This is a genomic window from Xanthomonas chitinilytica (assembly GCF_026107455.2).
GTDB lineage: Bacteria > Pseudomonadota > Gammaproteobacteria > Xanthomonadales > Xanthomonadaceae > Stenotrophomonas > Stenotrophomonas chitinilytica.
In genome coordinates, this window is sequence record NZ_JAPCHY010000007.1 from 93859 (window position 1) to 116073 (window position 22215).

23 protein-coding genes are annotated in these 22215 nt (G+C 70.0%); 8 read left to right on the top strand and 15 right to left on the bottom strand.

Translation table 11 applies throughout. The annotated features are described in order from the left end of the window. The 7 genes from OK345_RS09240 to OK345_RS09270 all read right to left on the bottom strand — a co-directional run bounded on the left by OK345_RS09240 (nt 1) and on the right by OK345_RS09270 (nt 5796). Nucleotides 1-558, bottom strand: coding sequence for a hypothetical protein (locus OK345_RS09240; RefSeq protein ID WP_265127676.1), 558 nt, complete (start codon nt 556-558; stop codon nt 1-3). Beyond that, on the bottom strand, nt 555-1697 hold the full coding sequence (gene carA, locus OK345_RS09245; RefSeq protein WP_265127677.1) for a glutamine-hydrolyzing carbamoyl-phosphate synthase small subunit: 1143 nt from the start codon (nt 1695-1697) through the stop codon (nt 555-557). The genes OK345_RS09240 and carA overlap by 4 nt, the downstream gene beginning before the upstream one ends. A gap of 240 nt (nt 1698-1937) precedes the next feature. Continuing rightward, a complete protein-coding gene (dapB, locus tag OK345_RS09250) occupies nt 1938-2654 on the bottom strand; it encodes a 4-hydroxy-tetrahydrodipicolinate reductase (RefSeq protein ID WP_265127678.1) in 717 nt (238 codons plus the stop codon). A 49-nt stretch (nt 2655-2703) separates the two neighbouring features. Further along, nucleotides 2704-3420, bottom strand: a complete 717-nt coding sequence (locus OK345_RS09255) for an MOSC domain-containing protein (protein WP_425510959.1) — start codon at nt 3418-3420, stop codon at nt 2704-2706. 38 nt (nt 3421-3458) lie between these two features. Beyond that, nucleotides 3459-4118, bottom strand: coding sequence for a hypothetical protein (locus tag OK345_RS09260; protein WP_265127680.1), 660 nt, complete (start codon nt 4116-4118; stop codon nt 3459-3461). A gap of 38 nt (nt 4119-4156) precedes the next feature. Then, complete coding sequence (locus OK345_RS09265; RefSeq protein ID WP_265127681.1) at nt 4157-5152, bottom strand: SMI1/KNR4 family protein; 996 nt, start codon at nt 5150-5152, stop codon at nt 4157-4159. A gap of 143 nt (nt 5153-5295) precedes the next feature. Next, complete coding sequence (locus OK345_RS09270; protein WP_265127682.1) at nt 5296-5796, bottom strand: nuclear transport factor 2 family protein; 501 nt, start codon at nt 5794-5796, stop codon at nt 5296-5298. Between the two features lie 94 nt (nt 5797-5890). On the opposite strand from OK345_RS09270, the gene OK345_RS09275 reads away from it, so the two are divergent. Beyond that, on the top strand, nt 5891-6652 hold the full coding sequence (locus OK345_RS09275) for a 3-oxoacyl-ACP reductase (protein ID WP_265127683.1): 762 nt from the start codon (nt 5891-5893) through the stop codon (nt 6650-6652). 59 nt (nt 6653-6711) lie between these two features. Then, nucleotides 6712-7071, top strand: a complete 360-nt coding sequence (locus OK345_RS09280; RefSeq protein ID WP_265127684.1) for a hypothetical protein — start codon at nt 6712-6714, stop codon at nt 7069-7071. 139 nt (nt 7072-7210) lie between these two features. On the opposite strand, the gene OK345_RS09285 is transcribed toward OK345_RS09280, so the two are convergent. Genes OK345_RS09285 through OK345_RS09295 form a run of 3 tightly spaced genes read right to left on the bottom strand, consistent with a single transcriptional unit; the run spans nt 7211 to nt 9563 of the window. After that, nucleotides 7211-7465 (bottom strand): DUF6587 family protein, encoded by a 255-nt coding sequence (locus OK345_RS09285; protein WP_265127685.1) that lies wholly within the window; start codon nt 7463-7465, stop codon nt 7211-7213. Then, entirely contained in the window at nt 7465-9318 is a 1854-nt protein-coding gene (gene feoB / locus OK345_RS09290; protein ID WP_265127686.1) for a ferrous iron transporter B, read from the bottom strand. Before feoB ends, OK345_RS09285 begins: the two co-directional genes overlap by 1 nt. Further along, nucleotides 9315-9563, bottom strand: a complete 249-nt coding sequence (locus OK345_RS09295; RefSeq protein ID WP_265127687.1) for a FeoA family protein — start codon at nt 9561-9563, stop codon at nt 9315-9317. Before OK345_RS09295 ends, feoB begins: the two co-directional genes overlap by 4 nt. A 122-nt stretch (nt 9564-9685) precedes the next feature. Between OK345_RS09295 and OK345_RS09300 the strand changes: the two genes are divergently transcribed. The 5 genes from OK345_RS09300 to yeiP all read left to right on the top strand — a co-directional run bounded on the left by OK345_RS09300 (nt 9686) and on the right by yeiP (nt 15831). Beyond that, on the top strand, nt 9686-10474 hold the full coding sequence (locus tag OK345_RS09300; protein WP_265127688.1) for an enoyl-CoA hydratase-related protein: 789 nt from the start codon (nt 9686-9688) through the stop codon (nt 10472-10474). Nucleotides 10475-10549: 75 nt separating this feature from the next. Then, nucleotides 10550-11443 carry a hydroxymethylglutaryl-CoA lyase gene (locus OK345_RS09305; protein ID WP_265127689.1) on the top strand — a complete coding sequence of 298 codons (894 nt, stop codon included), beginning with the start codon at nt 10550-10552 and terminating at the stop codon, nt 11441-11443. Further along, entirely contained in the window at nt 11440-13992 is a 2553-nt protein-coding gene (locus OK345_RS09310; protein WP_265127690.1) for a sensor domain-containing protein, read from the top strand. The genes OK345_RS09305 and OK345_RS09310 overlap by 4 nt, the downstream gene beginning before the upstream one ends. 441 nt (nt 13993-14433) lie before the next feature. Beyond that, nucleotides 14434-15204 (top strand): SDR family NAD(P)-dependent oxidoreductase, encoded by a 771-nt coding sequence (locus OK345_RS09315; protein WP_265127691.1) that lies wholly within the window; start codon nt 14434-14436, stop codon nt 15202-15204. Nucleotides 15205-15264: 60 nt separating this feature from the next. Beyond that, nucleotides 15265-15831: an elongation factor P-like protein YeiP gene (gene yeiP / locus OK345_RS09320; protein WP_265127692.1), complete on the top strand. Its 567-nt coding sequence runs from the start codon at nt 15265-15267 to the stop codon at nt 15829-15831. A 48-nt stretch (nt 15832-15879) separates the two neighbouring features. Here the strand turns inward: yeiP and OK345_RS09325 are convergent, their stop codons facing one another. The 4 genes from OK345_RS09325 to OK345_RS09340 form a co-directional block, all read right to left on the bottom strand. After that, nucleotides 15880-16263 carry an MliC family protein gene (locus OK345_RS09325; protein ID WP_265127693.1) on the bottom strand — a complete coding sequence of 128 codons (384 nt, stop codon included), beginning with the start codon at nt 16261-16263 and terminating at the stop codon, nt 15880-15882. 132 nt (nt 16264-16395) lie between these two features. Beyond that, nucleotides 16396-18294, bottom strand: a complete 1899-nt coding sequence (locus OK345_RS09330; RefSeq protein WP_265155017.1) for a DUF7844 domain-containing protein — start codon at nt 18292-18294, stop codon at nt 16396-16398. Beyond that, complete coding sequence (locus OK345_RS09335; protein WP_265127694.1) at nt 18291-18590, bottom strand: DUF2388 domain-containing protein; 300 nt, start codon at nt 18588-18590, stop codon at nt 18291-18293. Before OK345_RS09335 ends, OK345_RS09330 begins: the two co-directional genes overlap by 4 nt. A gap of 49 nt (nt 18591-18639) precedes the next feature. Beyond that, nucleotides 18640-20028, bottom strand: coding sequence for a D-2-hydroxyglutarate dehydrogenase (locus tag OK345_RS09340; protein WP_265127695.1), 1389 nt, complete (start codon nt 20026-20028; stop codon nt 18640-18642). 206 nt (nt 20029-20234) lie between these two features. On the opposite strand from OK345_RS09340, the gene serA reads away from it, so the two are divergent. Next, complete coding sequence (serA, locus tag OK345_RS09345) at nt 20235-21476, top strand: phosphoglycerate dehydrogenase (RefSeq protein WP_265127696.1); 1242 nt, start codon at nt 20235-20237, stop codon at nt 21474-21476. 133 nt (nt 21477-21609) lie between these two features. Here the strand turns inward: serA and OK345_RS09350 are convergent, their stop codons facing one another. After that, nucleotides 21610-22164, bottom strand: coding sequence for an NUDIX hydrolase (locus OK345_RS09350; protein WP_265127697.1), 555 nt, complete (start codon nt 22162-22164; stop codon nt 21610-21612). Nucleotides 22165-22215 lie beyond the last annotated feature (51 nt).

The following is a 22215-nucleotide window of genomic DNA, read 5'->3' on the forward strand; positions in this document are numbered from 1 at the left end:
TCAGGAAAAAATCTCGGGGGATACGCTTACGCCGCATTGCTGTTCCAGCTCCGCGACCAGCAACTCCACGCTCTCCGGCGCCATCGGCAATACCTGGTCGAACCCGCTGGCGAGGCTGGCGAAGGCCTCGCTCCGCGCGAAGGCGTCCACCTGCTCCCTTTCCTGCGGGGTCATGTCCGGCGGAACCCCCAGGATCGCCCCTTGCTGCATGCCGGCCCGGGTCACCTCGGCCATCCGCACGCCGATCGGCGTCTGCAGGAACGCGTTCCACTGTTCGACATGTTCCGCGCCGTTGTCGCCCAGGCCATGCATGAATATCTGCCGCCCGTACTGCACCATCAGCTTCTGCAGCGGCGCTTGCACGCATTGCCGCCGGGCATCGTCGAGCCCTGCGAACTCTGGCACGCTGGCGGCGATATCGTTGGCGGCCTCCACGCTGGCCAGGTCCAGGCCCAGGCGTTCCATCAATGCGCCGACGCCGGCTTCCGAGGCCGGTGCGGCGCAGGCCGCGCCGGTGGCGAGCAACGCGGCGGCTGCGAAGGCGCGCGCTGCCTTCATGCCCGGGTCCCGGCCATCAGGCCGATGAAGCGGTCGAACAGCGGCGCGACGTCGTGCGGTCCCGGCGAGGCTTCCGGGTGGCCCTGGAACGAGAACGCCGGTGCGTCGGTCAGGGCGATGCCCTGGTTGGTGCCGTCGAACAGCGAGCGGTGGGTCACCCGCACGTTGTCCGGCAGGGTCGCTTCGTCCACCGCGAAGCCGTGGTTCTGCGAGGTGATCATCACCCGGCCACCGTCCAGGTCCTGCACCGGATGGTTGGCGCCATGGTGGCCGTGGCCCATCTTCATCGTCTTCGCGCCGACCGCCAGGCCCAGCAGCTGGTGGCCCAGGCAGATGCCGAACAGCGGGATCTTCTTCGCCACGAACTCTCGGATGGCGGCGATGGCGTAGTCGCACGGCTCCGGATCGCCCGGGCCGTTGGACAGGAACACGCCGTCCGGATTCATCGCCAGCACTTCCGCGGCCGGGGTCTGCGCCGGCACCACGGTGATGTCGCAGCCGCGCTCGGCCAGCATGCGCAGGATGTTGAGCTTCACGCCGAAGTCGTAGGCGACCACCTTGTACTTCGGCGCGGCCTGCACGAACGCGTTGCGGTCCAGGTCCAGCTGGCCGTCCTTCCACGGGTAGGCCTTGTCGGTGGAGACCACCTTGGCCAGGTCCATGCCCTTCAGGCCCGGGAACTTGCGCGCCGCTTCCAGCGCCTGCTCCACGTCGAGCCGCTCCCCGGGCGTCGCGGCGGCCAGCAGCGCGCCGTTCTGGGCGCCGCGCTCGCGCAGCAGGCGGGTCAGCTTGCGGGTATCGATGCCGGAAATGGCGACCACGCCGCGGCCGGTCAGCCAGTCCTGCAGCGACACCTGGCTGCGCCAGCTGCTCGGGCGCCGCGGCACGTCGCGCACGATCAGGCCGGCGGCCCAGACCCTGGCGGCCTCGTCGTCCTGGTCGGTCAGGCCGGTGTTGCCGATATGCGGGTACGTCAGGGTGACCATCTGCCGGGCGTAGGACGGATCGGTCAGGACTTCCTGATAGCCGGTCATCGCGGTGTTGAACACCACTTCACCCACGGACAGGCCGGGCGCGCCTACGGATTCGCCCTCGAATACGGTGCCGTCTTCGAGCACGAGGATTGCGGCTTGGGTCACGGGAATCTCACTTTGGCTACCGAGGGGACTCCGAAGCCACGCCTGCGCCCACGGCAAAAACCGGTTGCAAAAAAGCGCGGACGGCGGTGCGGGACCGGTCCGGCTGACGTGATTCGGCGAGCGGGAATTGTAGCGGCATGGCGGACCCGGCGCCAGCGCCGGCATGCGTTTGCGGCCGGTTTTCACAAACCGGAACAGGCGCTGCCGGCCATGCCGGCGCGCGCCGGGCCGCAGCCGCGGCTAGGTGACCAGGTCGCGCACCCGGTAGCTGCCGGGCGGCCGGCCATGCAGCCGGCGGGCGGCGTGCAGTGCGCCGCGGGCGAAGATGTCGCGGTTGGTGGCCCGGTGCACCAGTTCGATGCGCTCGCCCGGCCCGGCGAACTGCACCAGGTGCTCGCCGATGATGTCGCCGGCACGCAGGCTGGCATAGCGCGGCTCGGCGCCGCCCGCCTGCGCGGCCGCGCCCAGCGTCAGCGCCGTCCCCGAGGGGGCGTCCTTCTTGTGCACGTGGTGGGATTCGACGATGTCGCAATCCCAGCCCGGCAGCGCCGCGGCGGCGCGCTCGACCAGGTCCGCCAGCACCGCCACGCCCAGGCTGAAGTTGGTGGCCCACACCAGCGGGATGCCGGCGGCGGCGGCGGCCAGCGCCTGCTGCTGCGCCGGGCCGATGCCGGTGGTGCCGGAAACGAAACCGGCGCCGCGCTGCACGCACAGGGCCAGTACCGGGTCGAAGCCCTCCGGCAGGCTGAAGTCGATCGCCACGTCGAACGCCGGGGTGCCGGCCAGCTCGGTGGCGGCGAAATGCGGGACCCCGTCCACCACCCGCTGCGCGGGAGAGCGGCGGACCACCGCGGCCACGACATCGAGCGAAGGATCTTCGGCCGCCAGGCGCAGCAGCGCCTGGCCCATGCGGCCGGAAGCGCCGTGGATCAGCAAACGGAGGGGTGCGGTGTTCATCGCCGCAAACTACCGGTTTACCCCTGCATCAGACAAGGGCCGGCGCGCCTCAGGCGTCGCCGCCGAGCAGGCGCCGGTCCCAGTTCTCCACCTGCCGCTGGCCGAGCCGGCGTTCGAACAGGGTCCGCCAGGACGGCACCAGCGGCAGCGCCAGGATCTCCTCGATCAGCGCCGGCTCCAGCGTGCGCCGGTAGAGCACGCCGATCAGCCGCTCCAGCGACCACTGCGGGTATGGCCGCGCCTGCAGTTCCAGCAGGTCGCCGGCCCGGATCGCCCCCGGCTGCAGTACCCGGTAGTACCAGCCGGTACGACCGCTGTCCTGCACCCGCCGCGCCATGTCGGCGACGGCGAAACGGTCCGACAGCTTCCAGCACGGCTGGCGCGACTGCGACACTTCCAGCACCGCCTCGCCGAGCGAGAAGCGGTCGCCCAGGCACACCTGGGCTTCGGTGATGCCGACGCTGCTGAGGTTCTCGCCGAACGCCCCGGGCTGCAGCAGCAGCGCGTGTTCGCCCAGTTCCGCACGCCACGTGGGGTAGTGGTCGAAAGGGTAATGGTGGATCGCCTTGTCCGGCCCGCCGTGGACGCGGCGGTCGCCCTGCTCGTCGATCTCCAGGCCTTCCATGCCGACCCAGGCCGGGCCGAGAACCGGGTGCTTGGCGATGGCGCTGCGGCTGCCCGGCCGGGTGAACGCCACCGCCTTGCCTGCCAGTACCTGTCCGATCCGGACCGATGGTTCCATCTGGGATTTCCTCCAACCTGCCATGCCCTTCTCCTGCGAGCCGGGCGAAACTTCCGGGAACCTCAGAACCCGGTCCAATCCCCTTCCAGGATGCCCGCCGAAAGCGGATCGGGGGAAGCGTGGTGATTGCCGACCCTGTAGGGCGCGCCGAAAGCATCCCAGTCGCTCATCGAGGTGCCGGAAAACGCCGGCGACCACGCCGTCCGGATCTTCACCGCCAGTACCGCCCGGGTCAGCTCCCTGCACAGCGCCAGCGCCGCGTCCATTCCCTCGTGCGGAAGATCGCAGGCGCGGGCCAACAACAGGCTGTAGGCGAACCGGCAGCCGTCGCGGGCGATGCCGGCGCGGATTTCGTTGGTGATCGTCAGATAGGTGTCGGGCGGATTGTCCTCGCGCTCGCATACCGTCGGTCCCGGCGACCAGACGCCGGCGCAATGGAAATCCCAGGCATCGGATGCGCCGAGCGTCCGCGGCGAACCATGCGTCCATTTCCGGTGCGAGGCGGTGTTCCAGCCCAGCTGCCCGAAACGGACGCTGTCCCCTCCGCGATCGTCCACATGGAACTGGGTCATCCGCAGCGAGGTGCGTCCGCGCGGGCTCTGCATCAGCGGTTCCAGCGCCGGCGCCAGCCGCTGCCACGACTCCCACCGCCAGAGCGGCGGCGCGTCGGGGGCGGCGAGGAACAGGAAGACGTCGTAGCGACGGGTCTGGAATCCGGACATGGCGAGGAATGCTGGAATGTCGGGGAAGTCTGCCCGATTCAGGCGGCGCCGTGGGTGCCATCCAGCAGCGCCAGCGCCTGTCCGTGCAGCTTCGCTTCGTGCGCGGCGCTGAACGCGATGCCACCCTCGCCCCGCACCAGTTCGCCCGCGGCGAGCCGCGCATCGAACCAGTCGGCGACGAAGCCCGGGGCATGGCCGCCGGTGCTGAAGCCGGTGTCGGCCATGGCGACCAGCGCCGGGTAGGCCTCGTCCCGGAGATAGTCCTCGCACCCCTCGACACGATGGCGGCGCTGGTAGACCCAGAACTGCAGGTCGTACATCAGCCACGACCCGGGATCGCCATGCAACAAGAAGTGGCGCTTCTCCTCGAGTATCCGCAACGCCTGCGCGCGCATCGCCTCGGCGATGCGCGGCAGCGGCCCGAAATCTTCCAGCAGCGGCGCCAGCGCCGGCGAGAAGGCGCCGCGCGTCACCGCCAGCAGGCCGTCCTCGTAGTCGTCCAGCGAGGTGTCGTAGGCATCCTCGGGCACCAGCCCACGCACGAAGCTTTCGAAATCGTCGGCCAGGAAGGTGACGCGATAGTCGGCTTCCTGGTCCACATGCACCACCTGCGGCTCGCCCCCGGGGCCGCATCGGCGGTAGTCCAGGGCCACCATGTCGTGTCCCGCCGAGGGACAGCTGCAGATGTACACGCCCAGGTCCGGATAGCCCCATTCCTCGACATGGAAACGGCTGCCCAGCTCGCCGCCGATGGAATAGCTCTTGTCGCGGCCGATGCTGAGGAACTCGGCGATGGCGACGTGATCCTCGGCCCAGGAAGTCGCCTCCGCGGTCGGGAAGCAGCAGTTGTGCGGGATGCCGCCGTTGTGTCGGCGCATGAAGGCAAGGTAGGAAGCCGGCAGGCGATAGCCCAGTTCCGCTTCCAGCGAGGCGACCAGGTCATCGTCCGGCGCCACACCGGTGACGTTCCCGCGGGCGTAGTCGCTGTCCTCCCAGAACGCCTGCAGATCAATGTCGTCGGGGAAAGCGGGCATGAACGAAACTCCTCTCGATGGAAAACGGATGGAAAACACCTGCATGCCGTCGGTTGCGGCCGAGCGCGCACACTGCCTCGCCCACCCACAAACCGGAATCGGCCAACGTTCCTGCCCGGCGTGGCCCGGCCGGCCGTTCCGCTTCAGCGGTAGGCCGGTCCCATCCAGGTCGTGCCTTCGCTGCGCGTGGCCAGCATCCTCCAGCGCTGGCGGACCACCGTGTCGCGGTTGCGGCTGGTCATGCGGACGCCCGGCATCGCCAGGGTGGAGCGCATCTCCACTTCGGCCGAGCGCTTGTCCGGTGCCAGCGTCACGCTGACCACGGTCTGCCTGTACTCGATCGGCGAGCGCCCGCCCATGGCCGCCTGCAGCCGGCGCACCTGCTCCATCGACGCCGACAGGTCGCGGCAGTATTTCGGCTTGTCGGCGGTCTCGCGCTTCTCCTGCGATTCCACCCGCAGGGTGACGGTCTGCTGGAAGTCCTCCGCCAGCATCGCGCACAGCGCCTCGGCGTCCTGCGCCAGCAACGCCTGTTCGCTGCGCTGGTAGAAATCACGGACCATCTGCTCGTCCAGGCGGTTGCCGCCCAGGTTGTAGAACAACACGACGCCGATCAGCGCCAGCAACAGCAGCCACACCCGCATACGGCCTTCCCCTGTCATCCCGCTTCCTGCGGACACGCAGAGTCTATATCGCCTGCTACGCTTGCGCGCCCACCTCCGCAGGCGGCGCTCTCCCATGCAGATTTCCCGGCAACTCGTCCTCGTCACCGGCGCCGGCCGTGGCCTCGGCCAGTGGCTGGCGCGCGCCTTCGCCCGCGAGGGCGCGCAACTGGTGGTCAACTACCACCGCAGCCGCGAGGCGGCCGAGGCACTGGCCGCCGAGCTCGGCCCGCAGGCGCTGGCCGTCGGCGCCGACGTCCGCGACCGCGCCCAGGTCGAGGCGATGCTGGCGCAGGCCCGGGTGCACTTCGGCCGGCCGGTCTGCACCGTGGTCAACAATGCGCTGGCCGACTTCTCCTTCAACGGCGACGCCCGCGCCAAGGCCGGCGACATCGCCTGGGAGGACTTCGCCGCCCAGTTCGACGGCAGCGTGCGCGGCGCGCTCAACACCGTGCAGGCGGCGCTGCCGGGCATGCGCGGACAGAACTTCGGCCGCATCGTCAACATCGGCACCAACCTGTTCCAGAACCCGGTGGTGCCCTACCACGACTACACCGCGGCCAAGGCCGCGCTGCTGGCGCTGACCCGCACCCTGGCCGGCGACCTCGGCCCGGACGGCATCACCGTCAACATGCTCTCCGGCGGCCTGCTGCGCACCACCGATGCCAGCGCGGCCACGCCCGAGGCGGTATTCGACTACATCGCCGCCAACACCCCGCTGCGCAGCGTCACCACGCCGGCGGAATTCGCCGACGCGGCGTTGTTCTTCGCCAGCCCCTGGTCGCGCGCGGTCACCGGCCAGAACCTGGTGGTGGACGGCGGCCTGGTGCGGGACTGAACCTTTTCGAGGTGGAAAACATGAGAGCCGAGGACATCGCATTCGATGAAGACCATTGCATGTACGACGTCGCCATCGACGGGCAACGGGAGCCGGTAACGCTCGAAATATCGGATGCGCTGGAGGCGGCCGACGAGATACTGCGCCGCGACTACAGGGAAAGGATCGCGGGCTTCGTCGACGCCTCGCGGGAATGGCTTCCCGCCGCGCGCGCGAGGATCGTCAGCGACGTCGGCAATGACGATGGCCTGAAGCTGATGACCATCTACGTCCTGTTCGAACAGGATCGGGAAGACAGCCTGTACGGATTGCTGTTCAACCTGGATTCCGACAGGGACCACGCAAGGGGAATGATGCTCAGCGGCGAGGATTTCAGGATTTCGAAGTACGGCGACGCAAGCGTCGCTTTCGAAGGCTGAGGGTACAGGTCCGTACCGGCCGGACAACCGCCCGGCACCCGGGCCCTGGCGATGGGCATCAGACAACGCCCGGCGAGGCGTATCGCCTCCCCGCCGACAAGGCAGAGGAGTACCAGGAGCCCCGGCGTCTTCCGTATCGCTAATGCCGCTTCGGCGGCTTCGGCCCGCAGTCGTCGCAACCGCCGCAGGCACCGCCCCCGCCGCTGGCCGGCGGTGCGATCCGCCGCCCCAGCGCCTGCAGCCAGGGCGCGCGCTGCGGCCTGAGCAGGTACAAGGCGATGGCACCGCGCAGCTTGCGCACGGTGCCGGGAAACTGCTTCTTCAACACCACCCAGGCGCTGGCCAGCACCGCCAGCGCGACCAACAGGTACTGCAGCAGCAGCCCGGCGTCCATCAGCCGCCTCCCAGCGCCACCGTGACCTGGTAGGTGATCAGCGCGGCCACGTAGGCGGCCGCGAACAGGTAGACGGTGGCGAAGCCCATCTGCTTCCACGAGTTGGTCTCGCGCTTGATGGTGGCCAGCGTGGAGATGCACATCGGCGCATAGATGTACCAGACCAGCAGCGACAGCGCGGTGGCCAGCGACCAGCCATCGCTGATCAGCGGGGTGAGCGCCTGGGTCGCGGCATCGTCGTCGGCCGCGGACAACGCGTACACCGTCGCCAGCGAGGCTACCGCCACCTCGCGCGCGGCCATGCCGGGGATCAGCGCGATGCAGATCTGCCAGTTGAAGCCCAGCGGCGCGAAGAACACGGCCATCGCGTGGCCCAGCTGGCCGGCGAAGCTGTAGTCGATGGCCGGCATCGTCGCATCCGCCGGCGCGGCCGGGAACGACAGCAGGAACCACAGCAGGATGGTCAGCGCCAGGATGATGCCGCCCACGCGCTTGAGGAAGATCATGCCGCGCTCGTAAAGCCCCACCGCCAGGTCGCGCGGGTGCGGGATGCGGTAGGACGGCAGTTCCAGCAGCAACGGGTGCTCGCCCTTGTCGCGGCGGAACTTCTTCATCGTCCACGACATCGCCAGCGCGCTGGCGATGCCGGCCGCATACAGGCCGAACAGCACCAGGCCCTGCTGGTTGAACATCCCCCAGACGGTCTTCTGCGGGATGAACGCGCCGATCAGCAGCGCATAGACCGGCAACCGCGCCGAGCAGGTCATCAGCGGCGCGACCAGGATCGTGGCCAGCCGGTCGCGCGGGTCCTGGATGCTGCGGGTGGACATGATCCCCGGCACCGCGCAGGCGAAGCTGGACAGCAGCGGGATGAACGAGCGCCCGGACAGGCCGGCGGCAGCCATCATCCGGTCCAGCAGGAACGCCGCGCGCGGCAGGTAGCCGGACTCCTCCAGCGCCAGGATGAAGGCGAACAGGATCAGGATCTGCGGCAGGAACACGACCACCCCGCCGACGCCGGCGATGATGCCGTCCACCAGCAGGCTGTTGAGCGGCCCTTCCGGCAGGACCCCGCCGACCCATTCGCCGAGCGCGCCGGTGCCGGCCTCGATCAGGTCCATCAGCGGCGTCGCCCAGGCGTAGACCGCCTGGAAGATCAGGAACATCACCACCGCCAGCGTCAGCAGCCCGAACAGAGGGTGCAGCAGCCAGCGGTCCAGCGCGTCGTCCACCCTGGCGGTGCGCGAAGGCATGCTCACCGCGGTGGCGAGGATGTCGCGCACGCGGCCGTGGTAATCGCCGCCTTCGAGTGCCACCGGCTCCGGTGCCGGCAGTGCCGCAGCCATCGCATCCAGCCGCTCGACCAGCGCCCGCGCACCGTGGCGGCGTACCGCCACGGTCTCCACCACCGGCACGCCCAGCGCCTGCTCCAGCGCCTGCACGTCGATGCGGATGCCGCGCCGCTGCGCGGCGTCGACCATGTTCAGCGCCACGATCATCGGCTTGCCCAGCTCGCGCAGCTCCAGCGCGAAGCGCAGGTGCAGGCGCAGGTTGGTGGCGTCGACCACGCACACCAGCACGTCCGGCGCCGCCTCGCCCGGATAGAAGCCCCGGCACAGGTCGCGGGTGATCGCCTCGTCCAGGCTGGCTGGCTGCAGGCTGTAGGCGCCGGGCAGGTCGAGCACCGCGTACTCGCGGCCGGACGGCCCGCGCATGCGGCCTTCCTTGCGCTCCACCGTCACTCCGGTGTAGTTGGCCACCTTCTGCCGGCTGCCGGTGAGCTGGTTGAACAGCGCGGTCTTGCCGCTGTTGGGATTGCCGACCAGGGCCAGCCGCATCGCTGCCGCGCTCATGCCGGCACTCCCTGCGTGCGGATCCGGACCCGGGCCGCCTCGCTGCGGCGCAGCGCGAACCGGGTGAAGCCGACCTGCACCAGCAGCGGCTCGGCGCCCAGCGGACCGCGCGCCACCAGCCGCACCTCTTCGCCGTCGACGAAGCCCAGCTCCTTCAGCCTCCTGGCGATCGCATCGTTGGCGTGCAGTTCCTGCACCGCCTCCACCCACGCCGTGCCGTACAGCGGCAGATCGGACAACGTCACTGTAAGAGCGCCTTCGGACCGATGAAAAAAGGTCATGGATTCTAGCATCGCGGCGCCGCGTCATTGCCCGCGGCCGGCGGCCCGCTATGATCCACGCCTGTCTCGACTGGACCGGATGAGCGATGAGCGATGCCCTGCTGGTGGAACGCACGAACGCGGTACTGCGCCTGCAACTGAACCGCCCCACCCTGCACAACGCCTTCGATGCCGGCCTGATCGCCGCGCTGACCGCGACCCTGGAAGCGGCCGCGGACGACCGCCAGGTACGCACGGTCCTGCTGTGCGGGGCCGGCGCCTCGTTCTCGGCCGGCGCCGACCTGCAATGGATGCGCGGCATGGCCGCCGCCAGCGAAGAGGAGAACCGCCAGGATTCGCTGGCGCTGGCGCGGCTGATGCGCACCCTGGACGAGCTGCCCAAGCCGACCGTCGCCCGGGTGCACGGCGCCGCCTTCGGTGGCGGCGTCGGCCTGGTGGCCTGCTGCGATATCGCCATCGCCTCCACCCAGGCCCGCTTCGGCCTGACCGAGAGCCGTCTCGGCCTGTTGCCGGCGGTGATCTCGCCCTACGTCATCGATGCCATCGGTCCGCGCCAGGCGCGGCGCTGGTTCGCCAGCGGCGAGCATTTCGACGCCGACACCGCGCTGCGCATCGGCCTGGTCCACCAGCTGGCGGAGCCGGACGCCATCGACGACGCCGTGCGGCTGCAGCTGGAACTGCTGGGCAAGGCCGGCCCCATCGCCGCCGCCTCGGCCAAGTCGCTGGTACGCCGGGTGCGGCAGACCGCCGACCGCGACGTGCTGGACCGCGACAACGCCGCCCTGATCGCCCGCCTGCGGGTATCGGCCGAAGGCCAGGAGGGTCTCGGCGCCTTCCTCGGCAAGCGCGCCCCGGACTGGACGGCGCAACCGTGAGCCGGCTCGTCCGCGCCTGCCGCCGTCCTGCCCGAACCACCCCGCCCCCCGCCCGTGTTCCCGGAACGATCGACCATGAATGATTTCGTCCGCATCGTCGAAGTCGGCCCGCGCGATGGCCTGCAGAACGAAAAGACCCAGGTAGCCACCGCCGACAAGATCGAGCTGGTCGACCGGCTCTCGGCCACCGGCCTGCGGACCATCGAGGCCACCAGTTTCGTCAGTCCCAAGTGGGTGCCGCAGCTGGCCGACGCCGCCGAGGTGTATGCCGGCATCGCCCGCCGGCCCGGCGTCGACTATCCGGTGCTGGTGCCCAACGAACAGGGCTACGAGCGCGCACGCGCGGTCGGCGTGCAGGAAGTGGCGGTGTTCACCGCCGCCTCCGAGCAGTTCAACCGCACCAACACCAATGCCGGCATCGAGGAATCGCTGCAGCGCTTCGCCCCGGTGCTGGCGCGCGCGGCGCAGGACGGGGTGAAGGTGCGCGGCTACGTCTCCACCGTGCTCGGCTGCCCCTACCAGGGCGAGGTGCCGCTGGCCGACGTGGTACGCGTGGCCACCCGCCTGCATGCGATGGGCTGCTACGAGATCTCGCTGGGCGACACCATCGGCGTCGGCACCCCGTACAAGGCGCGGGCGATGCTGCGCGCGGTGGCCGCCGAACTGCCGATGGCCGCGCTGGCCGTGCACTTCCACGACACCTACGGCCAGGCGCTGGCCAACATCGCCGCCTGCCTGGAGGAAGGGGTGCGGGTGGTGGATGCCGCGGTGTCCGGCGCCGGCGGCTGCCCCTATGCCCGCGGCGCCAGCGGCAATGTCGCCAGCGAGGATGTGGTGTATATGTTGCACGGCATGGGGGTGACGACCGGCATCGACCTGCCGGCCTTGGCGGCGACCGGACGCTGGCTGGCGCAGAAGCTCGGGCGCGAGACCGGCAGCAGGACCGGAAGGGCGATGGCAACGACATGAACAGACCCGACCAGCGCAACGACACCTCCGCCGGTGACCACGTCACCGCCCACGTCGATACGCTGGCCGAGCTGGAACGGGCCCTCACCCAGCCCCACCCCGCCCACCTGCACCGGCTGCTGCAGGCCGCCCGTGACGCGCTGCGCGAGGCGATGACCGACCGCCGCTCGGCGCAGCTGCGCTATGCCGCGCTGTTCGACGCGGTGCCCGACCCGGTCAGCATCCTCAGCGAGACCGGCACCGTGCTCGACCTCAACAAGGCCGGCATCCGCGCCTACGGCCGGCCGCGCGAGGACATCGTCGGCCAGCCCATCGAGAACCTGAATCCGGACCTGCCCAGCGACCACCTGGAACCGGTGTGGGAATCGCTCAACCGCGGCCAGACCTACGTCATCGAAGTGACCAACATGCGCGGCGACGGCAGCCGCTTTCCGGTGGAGGTGCACTCGGCCGGTTTCGAGCACGAAGGACGCAAGTGCATCGTCGCCGTGGCCCGCGACCTGAGCGGGCGCTGGCAGGCCGAGTCGCGCTACCGGCTGCTGATGGAATCCATCGACAAGGGCGTGCTGCTGTTCGACCGCGAGTTCCGCGTGGTCTCGGCCAACCCCGCCGCCCACCGCATCCTCGGCGTCGGCAGCGACGAGCCGCTGCAGATCAGCCTGTCGGCCGACGACTGGATCACCGTCGACGAGCACGGCCAGCGGCTGCCGCTGGAACGCTGGCCGGTGGCGCAGGCCTTCGCCAGCGGACGCATCATCCGCAGCACCACCATCGGCCTGTACCACCGGCCGCGCGGGCGGATGATCTGGATCTCCACCACCAACGTTCCGGTGTTCTCCTCCGACCGCGACCACCCGGACCACGTGTTCGGGCTGTTCAGCGACATCACCGAGCTCAAGCGCAACAACGCGCTGTTCGACCGCGCGCAGTCGCTGGCCCACATCGGCGGCTGGGAATGGGACCGCAGCCAGCAACGGCTCTACCTCACCGAGGAGGCGCAGCGCATCCTCGGCCAGGAACAACCGCTGGAACGCATGCCGCAGCTGCTGGACTGCCTGCGCGGCGACGACCAGCAGCACCTGCAGCAGGCGCTGCTGGAGGCGGTGGAACGCCGCGCCGGCTTCGAGCTGGAGCTGCAGGGCCAGCGCGGCGACGGCCATTCGTTCTGGGTACGCATGATCGGCGAGGTCGAGGCCGGCGACCTGGCCTCCTCGCGCATCGCCGGCACCCTGCAGGACATCACCGAGCGCAAGCAGGCCGAGGAGACCCTGCGGATACAGGCGCGGACCGACCCGCTGACCGGGATCATGAACCGCGACGCGGTGCTGGGCGATCTCGGCCAGCGCCTGGCCAACCCCACCCATGCGCGGGTGGCGGTGCTGTACATCGACCTGGACCGGTTCAAGACCGTCAACGACGTGCTCGGCCACAACGCCGGCGACGAGCTGTTGGTCGAGGCCGCCCACCGCATCGCCACCGCGGTGGGCACCGAGGGCCTGATCGCGCGCTTCGGCGGCGACGAGTTCCTGGTGATATGCGACGCGCGCGACCGCCCGCAACGGCCGGAACAGCTGGCCACCGCCATCAGCGCCGCGTTCGCCAGCCCGTTCCGTTTCGGCAAGGACGAGTTCTCGGTCACCACCAGCATCGGCATCGCCCGCGCGCCACAGGACGGCACCCGCCCGCAGCAACTGATCCAGAGCGCGGACGTGGCCATGTACGACTGCAAGCGCCGCACCCGCAACGGCTGGCAGGTGTTCTCGCCGGAGCTGGCGCAGCGCCAGCAGGACCGGCTGCAGATCGAGAGCCGGTTGCGCCGCGCGCTGGACGAGAACGAGTTCCGGCTGGTCTACCAGCCGCAGGTGGACCTGCGCCATGGCCGCGTGGTGGCGGCCGAGGCGCTGATCCGCTGGCAGAACATCCAGCTGGGCGAACTGCGCCCGGACCTGTTCATCGGCCACGCCGAGAGCACCGGCGACATCGTGCGCATCGGCAACTGGGTGCTGCGCGAGGCCTGCCGCCAGGTACGCGAATGGCTCGACCAGGGCCTGGGCATCGTGCGCGTGGCGATCAACGTCTCCTACCGCCAGTTCAGCGGCGACGACCTGGCCCGCAACGTGCGCCAGGCGCTGGACGAGTTCGCCCTGCCCGGCACCGCGCTGGAGCTGGAATTCACCGAGCGGGTGCTGATCGAGGACGCACCGGCCACCCTGCAGACCTTCGCCGAGCTGCGCGCGATGGGCGTGGTGCTGACCATCGACGATTTCGGCGAGGGCTACAGCGCGCTCAACTACCTGCGGCGGCTGCCGATCCACGGCCTGAAGCTGAGCCAGCTGTTCGTCGAAGGCGTGCCCGGCAACCGCTCGGACGTGGCGGTGTGCGAGGCGGTGTGCGGCATCGCCCGCAGCCTCGGCCTGGGACTGGTGGCCGAGGGCGTGGAATCGGAGGCGCAGCGCCAGTTCCTGCTCGAACTCGGGGTACCGGTCGGCCAGGGCTTCCTGTTCGCCCCCGGCCTGCCGCCGGACGAGTTCGCCCGGCGCATCGCCTGATCCCGGGCCGGGCCGGTCGCGACTGACGTCGCTCCTACAACGACTTCCCCGCCGTTGTAGGAGCGACGTAAGTCGCGAGCTTTTAAAGCCCCCACCCACGCCCCGGATGCAACCCGCGCCCACCCCACCACCATCGGCTGGAACGTGGAATCGGAGGCGCAGCGCCAGTTCCTGCTCGAACTCGGGGTACCGGTCGGCCAGGGCTTCCTGTTCGCCCCCCGGCCTGCCGCCGGACGAGTTCGCCCGGCGCATCGCCTGATCCCGGGCCGGGCGGGTCGCGCCTTACGTCGCTCCTACAACGACTTCCCCGCCGTCTGTAGGAGCGACGTAAGTCGCGAGCTCTTCGCACGACCACCCACTCCACCCACGCCCCGGCTGCAACCGGCCCGCCCCACCGCCATCGGCTAGAATCGGCGACCTTCATCCAGCAGGACCGTCCCGATGCAGTTGTCTTCCGTCCGCGCCGTCGTCACCGGCGGCGTCTCCGGCCTCGGCCTGGCCGTGGCAAAGCACCTGGTCGCCCACGGCGGCAAGGTCGCGCTGTTCGACCTCAACGACGACAAGGGCGCGGCCGCGGTCGCCGGACTCGGCGCCGGCAACGCGCGCTACTTCAACACCAACGTCACCGACGAGGCCGGCGTGGCCGCCAACCTGGCCGCCGCGCGCGAATTCCTGGGCGGGCTGAACGTGGCGATGAACTGCGCCGGCATCCTCGGTGCCGGCCGCGTGCTGGGCAAGGAAGCGCCGATGCCGCTGGCCAACTTCCAGTCCACGGTGATGGTCAACCTGGTCGGCAGCTTCAACGTCGCCAAGGCCGCCGCCGACCTGATGCAGCACAACGAGCCGGGCGAGGACGGCGAGCGCGGCGTGATCGTCAACACCGCCAGCGTCGCCGCCTACGAAGGCCAGATCGGCCAGGCCGCCTACTCGGCCTCCAAGGGCGGCGTGGTCGGCATGACCCTGCCGATGGCGCGCGAGCTGGCGCGCTTCGGCATCCGCGTGATGACCATCGCCCCGGGCGTGTTCTGGACGCCGATGGTCGACGGCATGCCCGAGGCCGTGCAGCAGTCGCTGGCCGCCTCGATCCCGTTCCCGTCGCGGCTGGGCCAGCCGGAGGACTTCGCCGCCCTGGTCGGGCACATCCTCGGCAATCCCTACCTCAACGGCGAGACCATCCGCCTGGACGGCGCCGTGCGCCTGGCGCCCAAGTAATTCCACCTGCGGGCGCCACCAGGGCGCCCGCCCACGTTCAACCACCACCGGCCTAACGTCATGAAAGCCAGCGAAATCAAGAAAGGCAACGTCGTCGAATACAACAACGGCGTCTACCAGATCCGCGACATCGAACGCAGCTCGCCGCAGGGCCGCGGCGGCAATGTCCGCTTCCGTTTCATCATGTACAGCGTGCCGGGCGGCAACAAGCTCGACGCCAGCTTCGACGCCGACGACAACCTGCCCGAGGTCGAGCTGCTGCGCCGCCAGTCCACCTACTCGTACAAGGACGGCGACGCGTTCGTGTTCCTCGACGACGAGGACTACACCCCGTACACGCTGGACGCGGACGTGATCGGCGACGACGCCGGCTACATCACCGAGGGCCTGACCGGCATCTACGTGCAGGTCATCGACGACCAGCCGGTGGCCGTGCAGCTGCCGCAGCACGTGACCCTGGAAGTGGTGGACACCCCGCCGGAGCTGAAGGGCGGCACCGCCACCAAGCGCCCGAAGCCGGCCAAGCTCAACACCGGCATCGAGATCATGGTGCCGGAGTACATCACCAACGGCGAGCGCATCCTGGTCAACACCACGACCGGCGAATTCGGCGGCCGCGCCGACTGAGCGACCGCTACCGTCGTCCCCGCGCAGGCGGGGACGACGGGGTCTGCGTCAACCGTCCGCAGGTCCGGCGGCGCTGCAGTTGCGGTCGTCCTCGCCGCTCAGGATCAAGATGCCCTCGTCCTGGCCCTTGGTCCAGAGCTCGTTGCCCTCGCCGTCGCCATATCTTGCGCCGGAAGCAGCCGGCATCGCGCTCATCGCGAAGGTCCTGTCGCCGATCACCACGGTGGCCGCATCCTGTCCGTGATAGGTGGCGGTGACCGCCAGGTCGCCGCAGCGGAAGTCGTAGGTGTGCTCTTCCAACGGCGGCGGCGCCGCCACGTCCGGGTCGGCGCTGGCAGCCGGGTCGGCGGCCGGTGCGGTGTTGTCGGTGGCGTTGCAGGCCGCCAGGCTGGCGACCAATGCCAGGCCGGTGGCCCAGGAAAGGACATGCATGTTCGACTCCTGATGAAGGGAAAAGGACACCTTCGATCCTAGCAATCGCATCTTCACCTCATGTGAAGCAATTGCGCGCAGCAGGCACCGGCGCCGCTTTCCTGCATGGCCGGGCAACCACCGCAGGGATGCTCAGGGCGGCACGGCGGCCGGCGTTTCCGCGGCCTCGCCAACAGGCGCTTCCGTCGCCGGCACGCGCGCCGACTGGCGAAGGCGCGCGCCGATGATCGCCAGGTTCGCTTCGATCTCCCGCATGTCGGCCTGCTGCTGCGCCGGCAGGCCCGCCCGCAGCTGTTCGCGCAGCCGCTGCCAGCCCTGCCTGCCGCGTTCGCTGAGCGCCTGCGCCGATCCGTGCAGGCGGTCCAGTTCCGCCGCCTGCGGCAGGCCGTAGCCGCTTTCCGCCAGCAGCGATGCCGGGCGCACCATCATCCCGGCGTCTTCCAGCAACCGTTGCAATGCCTGCAGCGCCTCGTCCCCCCCGGCGCCCCGGCGCGCCAGCAACTGCCGCTTGAGGACATCCCGCGCCTCCAGCTCCAGGCGCCGCTGCGCCGCCTGTTCCAGCAGCAGCAGCGCGGCGCTGGTGCGCAGAGCCTGATCCGGATGCAATCCGGTATCGACCTGCTCCAGCCACGACCGTCGCGTCGCCGGCGGCAGCCGCAGCCACTGCTCCACGTCCTGCTGCGGCACCGGCAGCGCGGCGCGCACCACCTCGAACATCGCCTGGTAATGGGCGGCGGCCGATTCGAAATAGTGGCCGAGCCGGACCGCCTCGGCCGGGTCGTCGAGCACGCTGCCGTCGGCTATCCCGTTGCGCTGCAGCCGCCGCAGCAGGCCGCGCGGGGTGATGCCCGACAGCGGCGCCGCCGCCAGCCGCGGCACGCCGTCGTGCAGCAGCTTGAACGTCTCCACCGCGCAGTTGTTGCCGATGAAGTAGTAGCGGCCGTCGTAGCTCCAGTGCACGCGCGCGGCGCGCTGCAGCAGGCCGGCGATCTCCGCTTCGTCGAGCTGCAGCGGGATCGAGGACAGGCCGCGCAGCTCGATCCTGGTGTATTCGTCGATCACCTGGTCGAGCGGCAGCACGAACAGGCGCGAGGGATAGGAACCGGTCAGCCCGCGCCAGCTGGAAATCTGCACATCGCCGATGAACGCGCGGAACGACAGCACCCGGTGGTGCTGCAGGTCCATCCGGCAGGCCGGGCCCGGGGCACGTCCCGGCGCGCAGATCACCAGCCGCAGCATGCTGTGGCCCCAGCGGCTCATCGGCCGCTCGTTGCCTTCGGCCAGCAGATAATCCACCGCGTACACCCGGGCCGGATCCAGCGCCAGCAGCGAGGCCGCGCCCTCCTCCGCCTCGGCCTGCAGGTACGGCAGCTCGGCCGCGCACTCCGGCGGCGGCGCCAGCGGCGGCAGCCCGAAGCGCTGCGCGAACCATGCGTGCAGCGCCGGACGCCGGCAGGCGTAGTCGCCATCCAGCAGGTAGTGCTCCAGGTTGACCGCGAAGAATTCGGCCGGGCTGTGCAGTTCGTAGCGGTCCGGGCTGCGGTCGCTGAACGCGTTGCGGCCGCGGCCGGCACGCAGCGGACGCACCTGCCAACCGGCGAGGTCGCGGAAACGCGCATCGCGCGACCAGCCGCCCTGCGGCGAGCGGTCCAGCGCATGCGCGATCTCGTGGATCAGCGCCGCCATCGCGGCGCGCGAAGCCGGATCGTCCTCGTGCAGCGGCAGCGGACGGGCCAGCCAGTCGTCGAGCAGGCGCCGGTCCAGCAGCAGCTTCCGCCCCAGCGCCCGGCCACGGACGTGGTCGGGAAGGTCGTCGCGCCACTGCACCTGCAATGGCGCCGGCGGCTGCGGCAGCTCCGATGGCAGGCGTTCCCGCACCGCCTGCAGCAGTTGCCGGCCGGCATCGGCCTGCGCCGGCGCCAGCCCGCGTTCGTCCAGCTGCAATGGCAGGGCCGCCTGGGCCGGCAGCGCCAGGCAGGTCAGGAAAGCGGCCAGCCACCGCCAGCGCGGCGGCCGGCGCTGCCGCTTCACAGCGCCAGGATCGCCTTCGCCAGCTCCAGGTCGCTGGCGCCACGGGCGGCTTCGTTGCGCTCGCGCATCAGCAGCAATGCCGCTTCCAGGCGTGCGCCGCGGATGCGGCCTTCGCTGGCGACGAAACCTGCGGCATCGTCGCGCGCGTCCAGCACCACCTTGTCGTCGCCGGAGGTGCTGCCCGACGAGGCCGACGAGGCGCCGGAAGCGGAGCCGGCCGAGGTGCCGGCAAAACTGGAAGCAAACGCCGACAGCGGCAGGAGCAACACGGCGCAGAACAGGATCGGACGGATCATCGATAAACCGGAGTGGCGTGGAAAGGCCGCAAGATTACCCGCCCTTGCGCTACGCGTCGAACAGCTTGCCCGGGTTCATCAGCCCATTGGGATCGAACGCACGCTTCACCCCGCGCATCAGCGCGATCTCGGCCTCGCCGCGGGTGCTGGACAGGTACGCCTTCTTGACCAGGCCGATGCCGTGCTCGGCCGAGATGCTGCCGTCGTAGCGCTGCAGTACCTGCGCCAGCAACCTGGTGACGTGCTCGCACTGGCCGAGGAACTCGGCATCGTCGGTGTCGTCGGGCTTGAGCACGTTGATGTGCAGGTTGCCGTCGCCGATGTGGCCGAACCAGACCACCTCGAAATGCGGGTACGCCTGGCCGATCAGCGCCTGGGTCTCGGCCAGGAACGCCGGCATCGCCGAGATCCGCACCGACACGTCGTTCTTGTACGGCCTGTAGCGCGCCACGCTCTCGGTGATGCCCTCGCGCAGGCGCCACAGCTGCTGCGCCTGCGCCTCGCTGGCGCTGATGACGCCGTCGAGCACCCAACCCTGCTCCATGCAGTGCTCGAACGCGGCCAGCGCCGCGGCCTCGCCCGCTTCGTCGGCCGCGGCGTACTCGGTCACGACGTAGTACGGATAGGTCTCGGCGAACGGATACTGCGCGCCATGGGCGGTGACGTGGTGCACCGCGCGATCGGTGAAGAACTCGAACGCTTCCAGCCGCAGGCGCTCGCGGAAGGCGGCGAACACCTGCATCAGCACCTCGAAGCTGGGCAGCGCCAGCAGCATCACGTTGCTGGCCGGCGGCGGGTCGGTGAGCCGCAGCGTCGCCTCGACCACGATGCCGAGCGTGCCTTCCGAGCCGATCATCAGCTGGCGGAAGTCGTAGCCGCTGGAGTTCTTGATCAGCCCCTTGTTCAGTTCCAGCAGTTCGCCGTTGCCGGCCACCACCTTGAGCCCGGCGATCCACTCGCGGGTGTTGCCGTAGCGGATCACGCGGATGCCGCCGGCATTGGTGGCGATGTTGCCGCCGATCGAACAGGAACCGCGCGCGGCGAAATCCACCGGATAGATCAGGCCGTGCTCCAGCGCCGCGTTGTGCACCGCTTCCAGCGGCATGCCGGCCTGCACCGTCAGGGTGCGATCGACCGCGTTGAAATCCAGCGCCTTGTTCATGCGCTCCAGGCTCAGCACCAGCTCGCCGTTGGCCGCCACCGCGCCACCGGACAGCCCGGTGCGGCCGCCGGACGGCACCACCGCCACCCGGTGTTCGTTGGCCCAGCGCACCACCGCCTGCACTTCCTCCACCGTGGCCGGCAAGGCGATGGCCAGCGGCGCCGGGGTCCAGCGCCGGGTCCAGTCGCGGCCGTAGTGCTCAAGATCGGCCGGCTCGGTCTTCAGGCGCAGCGCCGGGCAGGACTGCAGCAGGGATTCCAGGCGCGGGTCGGTCATGGCAACGGCGGTTCGGCAGCGTGAAAGGCGGCAAGCGTGCCAGCCCCGCCGCGGCGCGTCCAGCTTCGTGCCGCGTCGCCGCCGTCGCCATTCGATTCAGCTGAAACCTTTTGCCATCAACGTCTTGCATCTTGCGCACCGCACAAAAGCCGGTGCGGTTCTGGCATAGTGGAAGGCTCCTTTCCCTGCCGGTCGTCGCACCCGCCATGTCGCCGAAGAAGACCTCGTTCCCGAAACAGGACATCCGCGTTTTGTTGCTCGAGGGGGTCAGCCAGACCGCCGTGGACACGTTCCGGGCGGCGGGGTATTCGCAGATCGAGCTGCACGCCAAGTCGCTGCCGGAAGACGAACTGGCCGCGCGCATCGCCGAGGCCCACATCGTCGGCATCCGCTCGCGCACCCAGCTCACGCCCGAGGTGCTGGCGCACGCCAAGCGCCTGATCGCGATCGGCTGCTTCTGCATCGGCACCAACCAGGTCGACCTGGAAGCGGCCGAACTGGCCGGCATCCCGGTGTTCAACGCGCCCTATTCCAACACCCGCTCGGTGGCCGAGCTGGTGATTGCCGAAGCGATCATGCTCACCCGCGGCATCCCGCAGAAGAACGCCGAGTGCCATCGCGGCGGCTGGTCCAAGTCGGCCGCCGGCAGCCACGAGGTGCGCGGCAAGACCCTGGGCATCGTCGGTTACGGCCATATCGGCACCCAGGTCGGGGTGCTGGCCGAGGCGCTGGGCCTGCAGGTGATCTTCCACGACATCGAGACCAAGCTGTCGCTGGGCAACGCCCGCGCCGCCGCCGACCTGGACGACCTGCTCGCGCGCTCGGACATCGTCACCCTGCACGTGCCGGAAACCGCCGCCACGCAGTGGATGATCGGCGCGCCGCAGCTGGCGAAGATGAAGCGGGGCGCGCACCTGATCAACGCCGCCCGCGGCACCGTGGTCGACATCCCGGCGCTGGACGCCGCGCTCGCCTCCGGGCACCTGGGCGGCGCCGCGGTGGACGTGTTCCCGGTCGAGCCCAAGGGCAACGGCGACCTGTTCGAGTCGCCGCTGACCGCCCACGACAACGTGATCCTGACCCCGCACGTGGGCGGCAGCACGCTGGAGGCGCAGGACAACATCGGCGTGGAGGTGGCGGCCAAGCTGGTGCGCTACAGCGACAACGGCAGCACCCTGTCGGCGGTCAACTTCCCCGAGGTCACCCTGCCCGAGCATGCCGACAGCCTGCGCCTGCTGCACATCCACCAGAACGTCCCCGGCGTGCTGTCGCAGGTCAACGAGATCTTCTCGCGCCACAACGTCAACATCGACGGCCAGTTCCTGCGCACCGACCCGAAGGTCGGCTACGTGGTGATCGACATCACCGCCACCGAGCAGCAGGCCGCGGCGGTCAAGGTGGAACTGGCCGCGATCCCCGGCACGCTGCGCACCCGCATCCTGTATTGACCGCCGCGGGCTGGCGGTCGCGACTGACGTCGCTCCTACAGAGGTCCCGATCCACTGTAGGAGCGACGTCAGTCGCGACCGCTCTACGCCCCTGCCATGCCCGCAAAGCCCGGACATGCCGGGCCGCATCCGCTCACCCCCGCAACGCCAGCCACTTCCCCGCCATCCGCCGCATCGATTCGTCGGCGCCGGCGTCCTCGGCGATGCCGGCCACCGGCCGCCAGGCCAGGTCCAGCGACTCCTCGCTGACCACGAACGCCTCGTCGGCGCCGGCGCGCACCACGTAGCGCACGTCGTAGTGCCAATGGCCCGGCACGCCCTTGCGCTCGGGAATCCAGTGCCGGTCCAGGTCGAAGATCCGCGGCGACGGCAACCACAGCCCTGCCATTCCCGATTCCTCCTGCGCCTCGCGCAGCGCCACCCGCGCCAGGTCGCGATCGCCGTCGGCGTGCCCGCCCGGCTGCAACCAGCGGCCGAGCTTGCGGTGGTGCGTCAGCAGCACCCGCGCATCGTCGCCGGCGACCAGCCACGCGCTGCCGGTGAAGTGTCCGGCAAGGCGTTCGCGCACGAACGGGTCCTGCGGATCGTCCAGAAGTCCGGCGAACATGTCGGCCACGTCGGCTTCCTGCGGCCAGCGCCGGCGATAGTCCTGCAGCTGCTGCCGCAACGTCGATTCCCCATCCTGCATGCGCGTTCGTCCGCCTTTCGTAGCCAGCGGCGATTATCGCCGCTCATGCTG